Below are 16,462 nucleotides of genomic sequence, written 5' to 3' on the forward strand. Positions count from 1 at the left end.
GGAAGCACGCCTCCGGCCAGAGAATTACTTACCAGTAACGGCGGCGGTTGTACCGGGGACCATCAACTCCGTGGCCACGATGACAATTACCAGCCCAACAAGCACCGGCACCGAGGTGCGTTTCACCACTTCAAAAGGTGAAATTTTCGCCATTCCGGCAACCGCAACCACCACGCCAGAGACTGGCGAAAGTGTACGACCCAGGTTTGATGCTTGTAGCATCGGAATTGTCAGGTATGCCGGGTTAATTCCGGAAGAGTGCGCCAGTTTCGGGATCATCTCAACGAATGCATAGAACGGCGCATTGCCGGAACCAGTAGTCACCGCCGCCAGCATCGTTAGGATAACCAGCACCAGCATGAGGATAATGCTCGCTGAACCGAATGAGGTAGCGATTGAGATCAGGCTCTGGATAAAGCCAATGGTGCTAAGGCCCTGGGCAAAAACACCGGCGGCAACTAATAGCATTACCACGTTAGCGAAGGCATCAGCCATGCCACGATAAGCCACTTCCAGGCCAGAAAAGACTTTTTGCGTATTAAAGCTGCGAATAAATTCCAGAATGGAGGCAATTAGCATACATATCACCAGAATGGTGATGATGTGCAATTGCGGCCCCCATTTGCCGTCAAAAAACAGCACGCCAATGATTGGGGTGAACGGCAGAATGGCGTAAAACGCAGGAGCGGTGGTCGTGATTTCGCTGACATCTAACATTTCATGGGAAATGTGCTCTTTGTTGTCCAGATAGCGCTGCCAGAAAAAGTGGGCAATCGCCATGCCGATAATTGCAGCAATTGAGATTGGCAGTGTCGTTTTGAAGGCGAAGTCAATTAACGGCATTTCGGAAGCCTGCGCCGCCAGTACCACATCACCTGAAGTCGGCGCGAGAATAATCGCCGCAGGTGAGGCACAAATGGCAGCCGCCGCGCCGCGACTGATACCAACGTTCACCATGACCGGGAACAGCGTTGCCATCAGTAAAACGCCCAGGCCGGTTGCGGAGGAAACTGCCAGTGACATCAGACAGGCAACAAAATAGGCGGCAATCATCAGCAGGTAAGGGGAGTTAATGTACTGCAATGGTTTTGACGCCAGTTTGACGACCATATCGTTTGCGCCGATATGGGTCATGTAAGCGGCAAAGCCACACAGCATCATGATCATCATGCCGAGGTCGCCACCGCGACTCATCAGTAATATTTTAATGTATTCAACGATATCCGTGGCGCTGTAGCCCGTTGAAGTCTGGCTGGATGGTAAAACTTTGTGCCCCATAATGGCACTGATTATCAGTAATAACAGACCGCCTGCAAATAACACCCCGGTGGCGGAATACCCTTTAATGATGTAGCGAGCTACACCCACAATAACTACAACTCCAATAAGGAGCTCAATAACTGTCAGCATAATTTTTCCTGTTTCCAGACTCCAAGATAAATAATAACGAATTCCTAAAACTAGTGAAAAATATGCCGAACAAATGGGTGGTGAATGCTGATTAAAATCAAGAAAAGCGACCATTAATACATTGATGTTGTTGTTTTTTATACATGAATAACAAAATGAATTTTTATAGTTGGTAATTACCAGTGTGATAATGTGTATTAATTGATAACTTAATGATGTGATTTTGTTAAATTATTCGATAATGGTTTCTTTACTTGTTTGAAAAATATGCGCTCATGTGTGCGCGCTGGTAGTGTTAGTGATGTTTATTTGTTAGCTTGTCATTGCATCTGATTAAAAAGCAAGAGATTTTTTCTTTTGTTTATTGCTGTCTATGTCGGGGAAGATTTTTTTTGCTTAAGTTGTCATTTGGAAGGAAATATTGCTTAAGTCTCCAGAATAATTTGGTGATATTTATTTGTGTAAGCCTATAAAATATTAATGGTATTCTTTATGTAGGTGTTAATACGGTTATGTTCATTTTAGTCCAGCTATGCTGGAAGTGAATTTTTGATAAATATTTTATAGTCACTAATGGATATAAGAGAATGTATTACCGTAATTCCCTTTGTTTTTATTAAGTTAATCAGCGTGATGAAATTTCTGCCTGTACAGAACAATGGATTACGACATTTAGAGAGAATGTCGCAGCAACCTGACGGCAGCCAGAACATATGATTTGTATATTCCTGCCATCACCAGGCATGCACGTTTCGCTTACGATAAAGAAAAAGCTGATCTCTATAACTAAAAACGTGGGGCGGCGGTTTCGGTTAGTCGCGTTGGGATGAGAAAGGCAACTGGCACGGTTTGTACGTGATGACATTTGAGGATTCGTGGAATAAATGGGAGCCTGTTGCTGGATAGGGCCGTGAAAGCCGCTGGCTATCTTTCAGATGACTTACATCCCTGGTATCTACAACAATGGCAATGTTTACTTTGCCTGGATGCGGTTTCAGTTTTAGACAAGTTGCGGTTTTATAAAAGCCTTAAAAAACATAATGTAAGGCAAGGAGCATCAAAAATAACGCGACTTTTATCACTTTTTAGCAAAGTTGCACTGGACAAAGCGTACCACAATTGGTGTACTGGTAACCGACACAGCATTTGTGTCTATTTTTCATGTAAAGGTAATTTTGATGTCTAAGATTAAAGGTAACGTTAAGTGGTTTAATGAGTCCAAAGGATTCGGTTTCATTACTCCGGAAGACGGCAGCAAAGACGTGTTTGTACACTTCTCTGCAATCCAGACTAATGGTTTTAAAACTCTTGCTGAAGGTCAGCGCGTAGAGTTCGAAATCACTAACGGTGCCAAAGGCCCTTCTGCTGCAAACGTAATCGCTCTGTAAGATACGTCAGCAAGAATTCAAAACCCGCTTAATCAGCGGGTTTTTTTTGCCTTTAATGTGCTGTTGACGCTGAAAAAAGCCAGAAAGCCAGCGCGGTCATGGCAAATGAACCTGACAGGTTAACGAAGACGTTCAGTAACGCCCAGCCAAAGCGTCCTTCTTGCAACAAAAACACCACTTCTGCTGAAAATGTAGAGAAAGTCGTCAGCCCGCCACAAAACCCGGTAGTGATTAGCACTTTCCACACGGGATCAATGTTCGTCATCCGGCTAAACCAGGCAAATCCCATTCCAATGATGAATGCCCCAATCAGGTTTGCTGCCAGCGTCCCCAACGGAATAGCCTGATGCAGCGGGTTAAACCGCATACTTAACAGCCATCTCGCCACGCTTCCCGTACCACCGCCAATAAAAACTGCTAAAAGGAGTTGTAACACTGCAAAATCCTGCTATTTGATTTGTATGAGTGATAAGTGTAACGCCGAATAATCGTCGTTGGCGAATTTTACGACTCTGACAGGAGGTAGTAATGCTGGTTGCCGCAGGACAGTTTGCTGTTACATCGGTATGGGAAAAGAACGCTGAAATTTGCGCCTCATTGATGGCGCAGGCGGCGGAAAGCGATGTCTCTTTGTTTGTCCTGCCGGAAGCCCTGCTGGCACGAGACGATCATGATCCCGATCTGTCTGTTAAATCAGCACAGTTGCTGGAAGGTGAATTTCTCGGACGTTTACTGCGAGAAAGTAAACGTAACATGATGACGACGATTCTGACGATTCATGTTCCTTCAACGCCGGGGCGCGCGTGGAATATGCTGGTGGCCCTCCAGGCGGGAAAAATCATCGCACGTTATGCCAAACTGCATCTTTATGATGCGTTCTCCATTCAGGAATCGCGTCACGTGGATGCCGGGGATATGGTTGCTCCACTGCTGGACGTGGAGGGGATGAAAGTCGGTCTGATGACTTGCTATGATTTGCGTTTCCCGGAGCTGGCGTTGGCACAGGCTTTACAGGGAGCAGAAATCCTTGTACTTCCCGCTGCCTGGGTTCGCGGACCGCTGAAAGAGCATCACTGGTCAACCTTACTCACCGCTCGTGCTCTGGATACCACCTGTTATATGGTGGCGGCGGGGGAGTGTGGTAACAAAAACATCGGGCAAAGCCGTATCATTGATCCTTTTGGTGTCACTATTGCCGCAGCGGCTGAAATGCCTGCACTCATTATGGCGGAAGTGACGCCCGAACGTGTGCGTCAGGTGCGCGCGCAACTCCCCGTCTTAAACAACCGACGGTTTGCGCCGCCGCAATTATTATGATGTTTTTTTACTCGGTGCTTGATTCACCTTGTTACAGATTGCTATTGTGTGCGCGCGTCGAATGACCGTTAATATTCTCTGGTTTTTAAGGCGCGTTCTGCTGCCTGTTTTATGTCAAGAAGGTATCTATGGGTGAGATTAGTATTACCAAACTGCTGGTAGTTGCGGCACTGGTCGTTCTGCTGTTTGGGACTAAGAAGTTACGTACGCTGGGCGGAGACCTTGGAGCGGCCATTAAGGGATTCAAGAAAGCGATGAATGACGACGATGCTGCGGCGAAGAAAAGCGCAGATGTTGATCTTCAGGCTGAAAAGCTCTCTCATAAAGAGTGACGTGGCGAGCAGGACGCTCCCTCAATATCTTGTTCGATAAAAAAACCCGCTTCAGATAGCGGGTTTTTTATCAGACAGATGTAAGTAATTATTACAGGATTACTTAACTTCCATCCCTTTCGCCTGCAAGTCGGCGTGGTAAGAAGAGCGGACAAACGGACCGCATGCAGCATGGGTAAAGCCCATCGCCAGCGCTTCGGCTTTCATTTCGTCGAACTCATCCGGGCTAACGTAACGTTGAACCGGCAGGTGATGGCGGCTTGGCTGCAAATATTGCCCCAGCGTTAACATGGTCACGCCATGACGACGCAGATCGCGCATTACTTCAATAATTTCTTCATTGGTTTCACCCAGACCTACCATCAGACCAGATTTGGTCGGGATTTCCGGATGCGCTTCTTTAAAGCGTTCCAGCAGTTTCAGCGACCAGTTGTAATCTGCACCCGGGCGTACCTGACGGTAAATACGTGGTACGTTTTCCAGGTTATGGTTGAACACGTCTGGCGGTGTGGCGGTCAGAATATCCAGCGCGCGATCCATACGACCACGGAAATCCGGCACCAGAGTTTCAATTTTGATTTCCGGGCTTTTTTCCCGGATGGCAGTAATGCAATCTGCAAAATGCTGAGCACCGCCATCGCGCAGGTCATCGCGGTCAACGGAAGTGATAACCACATAGCGCAGTGCCATATCGGCAATGGTCTGCGCCAGTTTCACCGGCTCATTGGCATCCGGAGCTACCGGGCGACCGTGGGCAACGTCACAGAAAGGGCAACGGCGGGTACAAATAGCGCCGAGGATCATAAACGTTGCTGTACCGTGGTTGAAGCATTCCGCCAGGTTAGGGCAGGAGGCTTCCTCGCAGACAGAATGCAGGCCATTTTTGCGCATTGCGGCTTTGATGCCCTGGATACGTGTAGAGTCCGCTGGAAGCTTGATTTTCATCCATTCCGGCTTGCGCAGCAGGGCTTCGCGCTCTGTTGCCACGTTTTTAACCGGGATAAGGGCCATCTTATCGGCATCGCGGTATTTAACACCGCGTTCCATCACAATGGGTTTACTCATAGCGTGCGTGTTCCAGTTGCGAATTACGAAGGAAAGCGTTTCAATTCAATAGATTGTTGTAATTATCAACTATTTTTGAATTAACGACTGGCAGTATATCATTGAAACGAACCTGAAAGCAGCCAAAGCGGTCGCGAAAATGTAAAATTGTTGTTGGATTGTGCCATTTTATCGTTCTACGCTGTGAACTGGCTGTAACAATACTTTTTTCAAAATGCGTTATCGGTAACATCAATCATTCACCGTGAAGTAGGGGGGGCGGATGAATCGTTTGTAATGAACAGCAAAATCAATTTGCTCTTCATTTAATGTTGGAAAGGGCTATCTCTCCAGAGGCCAGCAACGGCTAAAGAGGACATAAACGTGGGCGGGAAAGCAATGACCCAGTGTAAGTTGGGCCATTTATGAGAGCCATTAAACAGGGATGTATTCTACGACAGGGTTGTTTAGCAGCATTAAAATATTTGCCAGCAAACGCGGTGCTACATTATCGGTTGTCGCATCAGGTTTCCATTGCGATATTTTAGCCATTTCCATTCCCGCATAGCCACAAGGGTTAATGCGTAAAAATGGAGAAAGATCCATATTGACGTTTAATGCCAGACCGTGAAATGAACAACCGCGACGAATACGTAAGCCGAGTGAGCAAATTTTCTTTTCCCCGACATAGACCCCAGGGGCATCAGCACGAGGATGCGCTTCAATATCCAGTTCAGCCAGGGTATTAACGACCGTTTGTTCGAGTAAGGTCACCAGCTCACGCACGCCCAGTTTGCGGCGTTTAAGATTGAACAGAACGTACATCACCTGCTGACCTGGGCCGTGATAAGTCACCTGACCGCCACGGTCGCTTTGGATCACCGGAATATCGCCCGGCATTAAGATATGTTCTGCTTTCCCCGCCTGCCCCTGAGTAAATACAGGGGGATGTTCTACCAACCAGATCTCATCCAGGGTGTTTTCATCGCGGGTATCGGTGAATTCATGCATAGCCTGTGAAATAGGCTCATAGGGCTGAAGGCCGAGCTGGCGGACAAGAATTTTATCCTGATACAAAACGGCATCTCCGTGGAGAATGAGTAAAAGAGGAGAAAAAGTATATCACAGCGGGGGGAGGGGAGTTACCCGACCAGGGCCGGGTAACGGAGAAACGAATTACAGTACCATGCGGACAATATCGATTTTGCCCAGCTCTTCATACAGAGTTTCAACCTGCTCGATATGAGTGGCGTTGATAGTGATAGATACCGAGTGGTAGTTGCCTTTGCTGCTTGGTTTTACCGTTGGGGTGTAGTCACCTGGCGCATGGCGCTGTACCACTTCAACCACCTGATCAACCAGCTCAGGTAACGCCTGCCCCATTACTTTGTAGGTAAACGGAGTAGGGAATTCAAGCAGTTCGTTAAGTTTGGTTTTCATGTCAGCTCCGGCGTAACGTAATTAAATAGCAACTCCCGCCAGAAGGCGGGAGTTTTTACTGATGTTTAGTATATGGGGGCGGAAATTACACTTTCAAGTGTTCAATTTTTAGCCAAACCAGTGATGGAACATTAATTTAATGTAATCAATGATTTTACCGAAGAAGTTACCTTCCGGAATTTCCTGTAACACTACCAGCGGACGCTGTTCAATGGTTTTGCCGTCAAGCTGGAAGTTAATTGTGCCGACCACCTGATTCTTCTGCAGCGGCGCATGCAGTTCGCTGTTGTTCAGCACGTAACTGGCTTTCAGATCTTTCATGCGGCCACGCGGAATAGTCAGGTAAACATCTTTATCGACACCTAACGAAGCGCGGTCAGTATTACCAAACCATACCGGTTCAGAGGCAAATTCTTTGCCGACTTTCAGCGGGTTAACGGTTTCGAAGAAACGGAATCCCCAGGTCAGCAGTTTTTTACTTTCGGCTTCACGGCCTTTGAAAGTGCGCCCGCCCATGACTGCGGAGATCAGACGCATCTGACCTTCTGTCGCGGAAGCGACAAGATTGTAACCTGCTTTGTCAGTGTGACCGGTTTTGATACCGTCAACATTCAGGCTGTTATCCCACAGCAGGCCGTTACGGTTGAGCTGACGAATACCGTTAAAGGTGAACTCTTTCTCTTTATAGATAGAGTATTCATTTGGCACATCACGAATCAACGCCTGTCCGATCAGCGCCATATCACGTGCGGAGCTGTACTGACCGTCAGCGTCCAGACCATGTACAGTCTGGAAGTGGGTATTTTTCAGACCCAGCGCGTTAACGTAGCTGTTCATCAGGCCAACAAAAGCATCCTGGCTACCGGCGGCAAAGTCTGCCATCGCCACACAAGCATCGTTACCGGATTGCAGGTTGATACCGCGGATCAGCTGTGAAACCGGCACCTGCATACCAGGTTTGAGGAACATCAGTGAAGAACCTTTGAACACCGGGTTACCGGTAGCCCAGGCGTCGTTACCGATGGTCACTAAATCCGTTTCTTTAAATTTACCTGCTTTCATCGCCTGACCGATAACGTAGCTGGTCATCATTTTTGTCAGGCTGGCAGGGTCGCGGCGGACATCTGCATTTTGCTCAGCGAGCACTTTGCCAGAGTTATAGTCGATCAGGATGTAGGACTCCGCGTCGATCTGCGGTACACCCGGGATCATAGTTTTGATATTCAGGTCATCGGCATGTGCAGCAGAGATAAAGGCTGTGCAAAGAGCCGTGGTGAGCGCCAGGCGCTGCATGAAACGAGCGGAAAAAATGGTATTCATGGTCTGAACTACGACATCCGTGATGGAATTAAAAAAGTGCCCTACTATAGCAAATGCACTACCGCCAGGCATCTGACTTTCCGCGTGACTTTGTTAATGTCATTTACAGAAATTGACATTTCAGATGCCTGCTTTACGCTACTGCGCGGTGGTAATAAATGACTGTAATTGGGCTTCGGTTTGTAAACGTTGCTGCAAAGCACTGGCTTCGGCTTTGCTGGCAAATGGGCCAAGTTGAATACGCCAGACTGCGCCGTTTTGCGTCACACGCCCGGGTACTCCGAACTTCTGTCCTAACTGCTGCTGATACTGTTGCGCGCGCGCCTGATCGCTAACGGCGCCAACTTGCACCATAAAGTTACCGCTGGAGGCTGGCGACGCGGCTTGTGGTGTCACCATTGCTGACGTTGTAGCCGGTGCTGTGACCACGGGCTGTGGTGCAGGCGTCGGTTCACTGCCTTCCAGCACGCCAGGTGCCAGGGTGGTTGGCGCGCCGAGGAAGCCGCTGCTGGTTACCGGGGCTCCGGTTGGATCTTCGCTTTTCAGCGTCGAATTGCTGACGGGAAGAATATCGCCCTGCGGGCCAGATACTGAACTTGTTCCCGCTCCGCCGCTTAAATCAGGTGGTGCGGGCAGGGCGTAAGTTTGCTTGGCGACGGTGGTGCAGGCCATACCGGGACCAGACAGCGAACCATCTTGCGCCACAATAATGGGATCGATGCGAACTTTGGTGTTGTTCGACGTGTTAAGACGGTCGGCTGCTGCGCGAGAAAGCGAAATTACGCGATCATTGCCATAAGGACCACGATCGTTAATGCGCACCACAATCATCCGACCGTTAGCCAGGTTAGTGATTCGCGCATAGCTGGGGATCGGCAACGTCGGGTGCGCCGCTGTTAGCTGCATCGGATCGAATGCTTCACCTGAGGCCGTCAGATTGCTGCCAGGTTCGGCATCATAAATAGCAGCCAGGCCCGCCTGACTAAAGCGAGAAGGATCCTGCACGATTTTGTAGCTTTTGCCATCGCGTTGGTAATCCTGATTCGCCGTCGCGTTCAGTGGTTCGAAACGCGGTTCTGCCCCGCCAATCTCAACTATTGGGCCGTTACATACCGCAGGCTGCGGCACACTTACCGTCTGTTGCTGACCATCATCGCTTGTACATGCCGCGAGCATTCCTGCCGCGATGCAGATCCCGAGCCACTGCTTACGCATTGCACACCTCTTACACGCTTTTCGACAACATTTTCCTGTGGGTGTGGATTGACATAACAATCCCAAACCCAGCCATCAGCACTATGAGCGCCGATCCTCCATAACTGACCAGTGGGAGCGGAACCCCTACAACCGGCAGAATACCGCTTACCATACCAATATTTACGAAGACATAAACGAATAATATCAGCATTAAACCGCCAGCCATGACGCGACCAAAGGTGGTTTGCGCTCTGGCGGCTATCCACAGTCCGCGCATGATCAACAGAATGTAGAGGGCGAGCAGAATCAAAATGCCTACTAACCCCAGTTCTTCCGCCAGTACCGCGAAGATAAAGTCGGTATGGCGTTCGGGCAGAAATTCAAGCTGTGACTGAGTGCCGTGCAGCCAGCCTTTGCCGCGTAATCCACCGGAGCCAATAGCAATTTTAGACTGAATAATGTGATAGCCCGCGCCGAGTGGGTCTGATTCCGGGTCAAGGAGCATCATTACGCGCTGGCGCTGGTAATCATGCATCAGGAAGAACCACAGAATTGGAATGAATGCTGCTACCAGCACCACCGCAACGCCAATCAAGCGCCAGCTAAGGCCAGAGAGGAAAAGCACAAACAACCCGGAAAGCGCAACGAGGATTGATGTCCCCAGGTCTGGCTGCGCTGCCACCAGCAGTGTTGGCATAAAAATCAGCACCAGCGCGATGGCGGTATTTTTTAACGATGGCGGACAAACGTCACGGTTGATAAAACGAGCTACCATCAACGGTACGGCTATTTTGGCGATTTCCGATGGCTGGAAACGGACGATACCGAGATCCAGCCAGCGTTGAGCGCCTTTGGATATGGCACCAAAGGCATCTACTGCCACCAGTAAAATAATACAGATGATATAGAGATAGGGTGCCCAGCCTTCATAGACGCGCGGAGGGATTTGCGCCATGACCACCATAATGACCAGACCCATTGCGATTTGGCCAATTTTACGCTCCATCATGCCGATATCCTGGCCGCTGGCGCTCCAGATTACCAGAGCACTGTAGACCAGCAATGCCAGTAAGATCAGCAGCATTGTGGGATCAAGATGGACTTTATCCCAGAATGTTTTTTTATTCGGATTATCCGTCATGATTAATGGTCCTCCGCTGCGGTAACCGCTGGATTTTCCGCAGGCAGATCGGTGTTGTTATCGCCAAGCATAATGTGGTCGAGGATCTGGCGCATTAGCGTACCGACCGCCGGGCCCGCGCCGCCGTTTTCCAGAATCATAGCGACAGCCACTTGCGGATTGTTATACGGTGCAAATGCGGTCATCAGTTTGTGGTCACGCAGACGTTCGGCAATTTTGTGCGCATTATAAGTTTCGTTCGCTTTCAGACCGAAGACCTGCGCCGTACCAGATTTCGCCGCAATTTTGTACGGTGCGCTGGCAAAGTATTTATGCGCCGTGCCATTAGGGCGGTTGGCAACCCCGAACATGCCATCTTTTGCCAGCTCCCAGTAACCTGAATGAATATCGCCAACTGGTGGTTCATGTGGCGGCACCCACGGCACCTGTTTGCCATCTTCGGCGGTGCTCATCAGCAAATGTGGAACCTTCACGATACCGTCGTTAATCAGGATCATCAGTGCTTTACTCATCTGGATAGGGGTTGCAGTCCAATAACCCTGACCGATACCGACCGGAATGGTGTCACCCTGATACCACGGTTTTTTAAAGCGTTTCTGTTTCCATTCGCGGGTAGGCATGTTACCGGAACGTTCTTCAGCAAGATCGATACCGGTGTAATGACCGTAACCGAATTTACCCATCCATTCGGAAAGGCGATCGATCCCCATATCGTAGGCAACCTGATAGAAGAAGGTATCCGCAGATTCTTCCAGCGATCTCGTGACATTCAGGCGGCCATGCCCCCATTTTTTCCAGTCACGGTAACGTTTTTCCGAACCCGGTAGTTGCCACCAGCCGGGGTCGAACAAGCTGGTATTGCGGGTAATGACGCCCGCGCTAAGCGCAGAAACAGCCACATACGGCTTAACAGTCGAGGCTGGCGGATAAACCCCCTGCGTGGCGCGGTTCACCAGCGGTGTGTTCGGGTCGTTCAGCAACGCGGAATAATCTTTGCTGGAGATGCCGTCAACAAACAGGTTCGGGTCATAGCTTGGCGTGGAAACCAGCGCCAGAACGCCACCTGTACGCGGATCGGTGACCACGACAGCCGCACGACTGCCTGCCAGCAGTGTCTCAATATACTGCTGGAGTTTGAGATCAATCGTCAGGTAAATATCGTGCCCGGCTTGCGGTGGGACTTCTTTTAACTGGCGGATAACGCGACCACGGTTGTTAACTTCAACTTCTTCATAACCCGTCTGACCGTGCAGCACGTCTTCGTAATAACGCTCAATTCCCAACTTACCAATGTCATGCGTCGCGGCATAGTTGGCCAGTTTGCCGTCATTATTCAGGCGTTCGACATCTTTATCGTTGATTTTCGAGACGTAACCGATGACATGCGTCAGTGCTGAGCCGTAGGGATAGTAACGGCGTTTATAGCCTTTCACTTCCACCCCCGGAAAACGGTACTGATTGACGGCAAAGCGTGCAACTTGTACTTCGGTCAGATTAGTTTTCACCGGAATGGAGGTAAAACGGTGTGAACGTGCGCGCTCTTTTCTGAAGGCTGCAATATCGTCATCGGTCAGATCGACCACGTTGCGCAGGGCATCCAGCGTTTGCTGCACGTTATCGACTTTCTCTGGCATCATCTCTATCTGATAGATAGTGCGATTGAGTGCCAGAGGGATGCCGTTACGGTCGTATATAATGCCGCGGCTGGGGGCGATAGGCACCAGCTTGATGCGGTTTTCATTAGAACGGGTCTGATAATCGGTAAAACGAACAATTTGCAGATTATACAGGTTGGCGATAAGCACGCCTGTCAGCAGCAAAATCCCCAAAAAGGCGACCAGCGCCCGGCGCACAAACAGCGCGGACTCTGCCGTATAGTCGCGAAAAGAGTTCTGTAGTTTCATCCGCTGCGTTTTCTACTCAAAGCTTTCTTATCACTCACGATGATAAGGATGGTTGGTGGTGATGCTCCACGCCCGGTACAGACTTTCTGCGACCAGTACGCGAACCAGCGGATGGGGGAGTGTCAGCGCGGAAAGCGACCAGCTTTGTTCTGCTGCTGCTTTACAGGCAGGCGATAACCCTTCCGGCCCGCCAATAAGCAGGCTGACGTCGCGGCCATCGAGTTTCCAGCGTTCCAGTTCAGCGGCTAACTGCGGCGTGTCCCAGGGCTTGCCTGGAATATCGAGGGTGACAATGCGGTTTTTACCTGCGGCTGCCAGCATTTGCTCACCCTCTTTGTCGAGTATGCGCTTGATGTCCGCGTTCTTGCCGCGTTTTCCGGCCGGTATTTCAATCAGCTCAAAAGGCATATCTTTTGGAAAACGACGCAGGTACTCGGTAAAACCGGTTTGTACCCAGTCCGGCATTTTCGTTCCTACGGCGACAAGTTGCAGCTTCACACATTAACTCCAGAGTTTTTCCAGCTCATACAGGCGACGGCTCTCTTCCTGCATAACATGGACAATCACATCGCCCAGATCGACGACGATCCAGTCAGCGCTGTTTTCACCTTCAACGCCGAGCGGCAACAGACCCGCTGCACGGGACTCCTGCACCACATGGTCGGCAATAGACATGACATGACGGCTGGATGTACCCGTACAGATGATCATGCAGTCGGTGATGCTGGATTTGCCCTGAACGTCTAAGGCGATGATGTCCTGACCTTTGAGGTCATCAATTTTGTCGATAACAAAATCCTGGAGTGCTTTACCCTGCAAGTTTTCCCCCTGGGTGAATCAAAAAAGATAAAATGGTCTGTCAGTATACCTGAACCAGAGGCGATTTCGGGACAATTGTCTCCGAATCGGCTTCGAAAGTGGGCTATCATCCCACCCCGCGCCGCAGATTGCATCGCCATTTTTGTAAAACAATTTCTACAAAGTCGTGTTTAGCGGAAAAAGTCTGGCTGCGGAGAATATCAGCCTGCCCGGGGCTGTCAATGGTCGTTGCGGCTTACCCGTAAAAAAACAGAAAAGTCATGCGCTCTCGAACCCGATGGCACGGCTATTGAGGACACGCAAGGTTACAAATGTTTCGTTGATATCAATGGCGCTCCAGCATCCCTGGTCGATGCGAAAATGCCACATTGCCCCGGCGGGCATGCCAATTAAACGGGCAATTAACAGGCTCAACACGCCCTGATGGCTGACGACTAATATATTTTTATATTGCTGATATTCCTTAAGCCCGGCGATAAAGCGCTCTACGCGTTGCGAAAACGCCTGAAACCCTTCACCGTTAGTCGGGATGGTATGCTGCCAGTCATCGCACCACGCGCTGTAATTTTCAGCATCTTCTTGCATCAAATCGCGATGGTGCTGCATCTCCCAGTCACCAAAAAACATTTCGTTGAGTTCAGGGACGGTGTGTAGGGAGAGCTGACGATCGCTGAGAACCAGCCGCGCGGTATGCTGCGCACGTTCCAGTTCACTGCATAAAACTATATCGAAGGGAACATCACGCAGCAGGGTATGCAGGCTTTGCGCTTGCTCGACACCGCGCGCGGTCAGTGGCGTTGGCGCATGACCACTATATAAACCATCGACATTCGCTTGCGTTTCTCCATGACGAATTAACCATAGTCGCATCATTCCCTCCGTGATGACAGGTATCAGCGATACAAGCCTTGTTGGTTAATGTAGGTCAATACTGATTCCGGCAACAAATCCTCACACGATTCACCGTTTTGCAAACGTTCGCGGATAATGGTCGCAGAAATGTTAAACCACGGCGTTTCAGCAAGATAAATTTTACCGGCAGACTGAAGATGCAGATCTTCCGGGTTATGCGTCAAATGATCTTCCAACCACTGTTGATACTGTGGTTGCGCCATTTCAAGCGGATAACCGGGACGCCGACAGACAATCAAGTGTGCATTGTCGAGAATAGTTTCGTATTCGTACCAGGTCGGAAAGGTCAGCAATGAATCCTGACCGATAATAAACGCCAGCGGCACATCTGGTCCTTGCTCTTGCCGCCACTCTTTTAGTGTTTGTGCAGTGTAAGAGGGGGCATTGCGCTTTAACTCGCGTTCATCCAGGGTAAACAGAGGCTTGTCGGCAATCGCCAGTTCAAGCATGTGTTTTCGCTGTGCGCTGTTCGCTTCCGGCTGCGGACGATGCGGAGGAACATTGTTAGGGATGATAGTAACCCGCGTCAGACCAATCAAATTCGCCAGTGTTTCCACGGGTTTAAGATGACCATAGTGCACCGGATCAAAGGTGCCGCCAAACAGAGCCTGTAAAGATTTCATATCAACCATCGATAAATACGTCCGCCAGTGGTTTATGGCTTAACAGAAGAGATAACCCCTCCAGCTCTGCCCACACCGACTGACCGTAATCTTGTTTGAGGGTGAGTTCCGTTCGTGCCAGAAGTTGCACGGCCTGACGTAACTGCGGCTGGCTTAGGCGATTTAACGCCTCACCCATCATGCCCCGGCGGTTCTGCCAAACGCGATGCTTATCAAACAACACGCGTAATGGCGTATGGGCAGACTGGCGTTTCAGGTTAACCAGTAACAACAGTTCACGTTGTAACGTGCGCAACAAAATAACCGGCTCGCTGCCTTCCAGACGCAGTTGCTGAAGAATATGCAACGCGCGCTTGCTTTTGCCCATTAACAAAGCATCAACCCAATGAAAAGGGGTGAAATGCGCGGCATCATTCACCGCTTGCTCAACGCGTGGCAGCGTCAGTTTGCCGTCAGGCCAGAGTAACGACAATCGCTCCAGTGCCTGTGCCAGCGCCAACAGGTTACCTTCATAACAATAGCAGAGTACCTGATTTGCGGCGTCATCCAGTTCCAGGTTGAGCTGTTTGGCTCGCGTGGCAACCCAGCGAGGGAGCTGAGCCTGTTCCGGCGTCTGACAGGTTACCTGCACACTTCGATTGGCAAGTGCGGTAAACCAGGCGGCATTTTCCTGCGCTTTACTTAACTTATTGCCGCGTATGATCAACAGCAGATCGTCATGCAGAAGTCCGGTGAGCGTGAATAGTTGTTCATTGATCGCTGCATTTGGCCCATTTTCTGGTAATAACAGCAACAGCGTTTGTCGACTGGCGAACAGGCTCATGGCCTGGCATAACGAAAAAATCGCATTCCAGTCCGTGTTGGGATCAATGGAGAAAGTGTGGTGTTCTTCGAATCCTTGTGCTGCGGCCACCTGACGAACAGCGTCCTGGCTTTCCTGCAACAACAGGGGATCGTTACCAAGTAAAAGATACGCCGCGCGCAGCCCTTCATTGAGCTGCGCGCGGAGTTGTTCTGGGTACAACCGAATCATCAGTTACCCAGTGTGGTGGAGACGCGTGCAGGCGTTGCTGTAGTATCCGTTGTTGTCGACGTATCTTCGTCGGAACGGATATCCGCAGCGCGAATGCTTGGCAGCTTACGAATAAGCTGTTCGGCGGCACGGTCGTACATCTCTTGAATGATCATGCTCTGCTCATTATCTTTCGCTAACGCCATTTGCGGGTTATCGAAGAACGAACGGAAGACTTTGGCGCTAATCGGGTAGATGTCACGGCCAGGGATCAATACGGTCGCATTCACCGTCATGATCATCTGATACTCTGCTGTTTGACCGTTACGGAATACAGAGGCGGTATCTTTCGCGATGCTCACTTTGCCCAGACGCAGAGATGGGACATCCTTGCGTGTAGTTTCTTTATCAAGTAGCTCAACACCGTTCAGACGCAACTGATTACGCACCGCACGGCTTAACGGCCCGTTCGGGTCGCCAGAGTCCAGGATCATGACTTTCATTGTGGAAGGAATCTGCGTGGTGTTACGCAGATGCCAGCCACACCCGGCGGTGATTAACACCGCCAGAGATAACAACAATGTTGCCAGATATCGCACGCTT

18 protein-coding genes and 2 pseudogenes are annotated in these 16,462 nt (G+C 50.0%); 4 read left to right on the forward strand and 16 right to left on the reverse strand.

From position 1 onward, the window contains the following. Positions 1-24: 24 nt before the first annotated feature. Positions 25-1,410: an anaerobic C4-dicarboxylate transporter DcuC gene (dcuC, locus tag ESM_RS0121100; protein ID WP_000958609.1), complete on the reverse strand. Its 1,386-nt coding sequence runs from the start codon at positions 1,408-1,410 to the stop codon at positions 25-27. Positions 1,411-1,983: 573 nt separating this feature from the next. Between dcuC and pagP the strand changes: the two are divergent. After that, a pseudogene (pagP, locus tag ESM_RS1000000128170) lies at positions 1,984-2,414 on the forward strand (lipid IV(A) palmitoyltransferase PagP). Between the two features lie 174 nt (positions 2,415-2,588). Next, a complete protein-coding gene (gene cspE / locus ESM_RS0121110) occupies positions 2,589-2,798 on the forward strand; it encodes a transcription antiterminator/RNA stability regulator CspE (RefSeq protein WP_000034825.1) in 210 nt (69 codons plus the stop codon). 52 nt (positions 2,799-2,850) lie between these two features. Here cspE and crcB read toward each other — a convergent pair whose 3' ends face one another. Further along, positions 2,851-3,234, reverse strand: a complete 384-nt coding sequence (gene crcB / locus ESM_RS0121115; protein WP_000939742.1) for a fluoride efflux transporter CrcB — start codon at positions 3,232-3,234, stop codon at positions 2,851-2,853. Positions 3,235-3,326: 92 nt separating this feature from the next. On the opposite strand from crcB, the gene ESM_RS0121120 reads away from it, so the two are divergent. After that, positions 3,327-4,115, forward strand: coding sequence for a deaminated glutathione amidase (locus ESM_RS0121120; RefSeq protein ID WP_000959110.1), 789 nt, complete (start codon positions 3,327-3,329; stop codon positions 4,113-4,115). A 128-nt stretch (positions 4,116-4,243) separates the two neighbouring features. Continuing rightward, positions 4,244-4,447: a twin-arginine translocase subunit TatE gene (tatE, locus tag ESM_RS0121125; protein ID WP_000503933.1), complete on the forward strand. Its 204-nt coding sequence runs from the start codon at positions 4,244-4,246 to the stop codon at positions 4,445-4,447. Positions 4,448-4,546: 99 nt separating this feature from the next. Here tatE and lipA read toward each other — a convergent pair whose 3' ends face one another. From lipA to lptE, 14 genes and pseudogenes are all read right to left on the reverse strand, one after another. Further along, on the reverse strand, positions 4,547-5,512 hold the full coding sequence (gene lipA, locus ESM_RS0121130) for a lipoyl synthase (RefSeq protein WP_000042625.1): 966 nt from the start codon (positions 5,510-5,512) through the stop codon (positions 4,547-4,549). Between the two features lie 209 nt (positions 5,513-5,721). After that, a pseudogene (locus tag ESM_RS1000000129235) lies at positions 5,722-5,884 on the reverse strand (YbeF family transcriptional regulator); the annotation flags it as partial. A gap of 42 nt (positions 5,885-5,926) precedes the next feature. Next, positions 5,927-6,568: a lipoyl(octanoyl) transferase LipB gene (lipB, locus tag ESM_RS0121135; RefSeq protein ID WP_000284037.1), complete on the reverse strand. Its 642-nt coding sequence runs from the start codon at positions 6,566-6,568 to the stop codon at positions 5,927-5,929. 99 nt (positions 6,569-6,667) lie between these two features. After that, the gene (gene ybeD / locus ESM_RS0121140; protein ID WP_000850550.1) at positions 6,668-6,931 is read right to left on the reverse strand and encodes a DUF493 family protein YbeD; all 264 of its coding nucleotides are present in this window, start codon (positions 6,929-6,931) and stop codon (positions 6,668-6,670) included. A 108-nt stretch (positions 6,932-7,039) separates the two neighbouring features. Then, positions 7,040-8,251: a D-alanyl-D-alanine carboxypeptidase DacA gene (dacA, locus tag ESM_RS0121145; RefSeq protein WP_010380725.1), complete on the reverse strand. Its 1,212-nt coding sequence runs from the start codon at positions 8,249-8,251 to the stop codon at positions 7,040-7,042. A gap of 138 nt (positions 8,252-8,389) precedes the next feature. After that, the gene (gene rlpA / locus ESM_RS0121150) at positions 8,390-9,466 is read right to left on the reverse strand and encodes an endolytic peptidoglycan transglycosylase RlpA (RefSeq protein WP_001231396.1); all 1,077 of its coding nucleotides are present in this window, start codon (positions 9,464-9,466) and stop codon (positions 8,390-8,392) included. Between the two features lie 10 nt (positions 9,467-9,476). Next, entirely contained in the window at positions 9,477-10,589 is a 1,113-nt protein-coding gene (gene mrdB, locus ESM_RS0121155) for a peptidoglycan glycosyltransferase MrdB (protein WP_000131717.1), read from the reverse strand. A gap of 2 nt (positions 10,590-10,591) precedes the next feature. Beyond that, positions 10,592-12,493: a peptidoglycan DD-transpeptidase MrdA gene (gene mrdA, locus ESM_RS0121160; RefSeq protein ID WP_000776176.1), complete on the reverse strand. Its 1,902-nt coding sequence runs from the start codon at positions 12,491-12,493 to the stop codon at positions 10,592-10,594. Between the two features lie 30 nt (positions 12,494-12,523). Next, positions 12,524-12,991, reverse strand: coding sequence for a 23S rRNA (pseudouridine(1915)-N(3))-methyltransferase RlmH (gene rlmH / locus ESM_RS0121165; protein WP_000776104.1), 468 nt, complete (start codon positions 12,989-12,991; stop codon positions 12,524-12,526). A 3-nt stretch (positions 12,992-12,994) separates the two neighbouring features. Next, a complete protein-coding gene (gene rsfS / locus ESM_RS0121170; protein ID WP_001161664.1) occupies positions 12,995-13,312 on the reverse strand; it encodes a ribosome silencing factor in 318 nt (105 codons plus the stop codon). Positions 13,313-13,570: 258 nt separating this feature from the next. Then, positions 13,571-14,182, reverse strand: coding sequence for an adenosylcobalamin/alpha-ribazole phosphatase (locus ESM_RS0121175; protein ID WP_001241903.1), 612 nt, complete (start codon positions 14,180-14,182; stop codon positions 13,571-13,573). A 23-nt stretch (positions 14,183-14,205) separates the two neighbouring features. Then, a complete protein-coding gene (nadD, locus tag ESM_RS0121180; RefSeq protein ID WP_010380730.1) occupies positions 14,206-14,847 on the reverse strand; it encodes a nicotinate-nucleotide adenylyltransferase in 642 nt (213 codons plus the stop codon). Position 14,848: 1 nt separating this feature from the next. Beyond that, entirely contained in the window at positions 14,849-15,880 is a 1,032-nt protein-coding gene (gene holA / locus ESM_RS0121185) for a DNA polymerase III subunit delta (RefSeq protein ID WP_000620521.1), read from the reverse strand. Continuing rightward, positions 15,880-16,458, reverse strand: a complete 579-nt coding sequence (gene lptE, locus ESM_RS0121190) for an LPS assembly lipoprotein LptE (protein ID WP_001269683.1) — start codon at positions 16,456-16,458, stop codon at positions 15,880-15,882. The genes holA and lptE overlap by 1 nt, the downstream gene beginning before the upstream one ends. Between the last annotated feature and the right edge of the window lie 4 nt (positions 16,459-16,462).

It is taken from the genome of Escherichia sp. TW09308 (assembly GCF_000208565.1).
Classification (GTDB): Bacteria; Pseudomonadota; Gammaproteobacteria; order Enterobacterales; family Enterobacteriaceae; genus Escherichia; species Escherichia marmotae.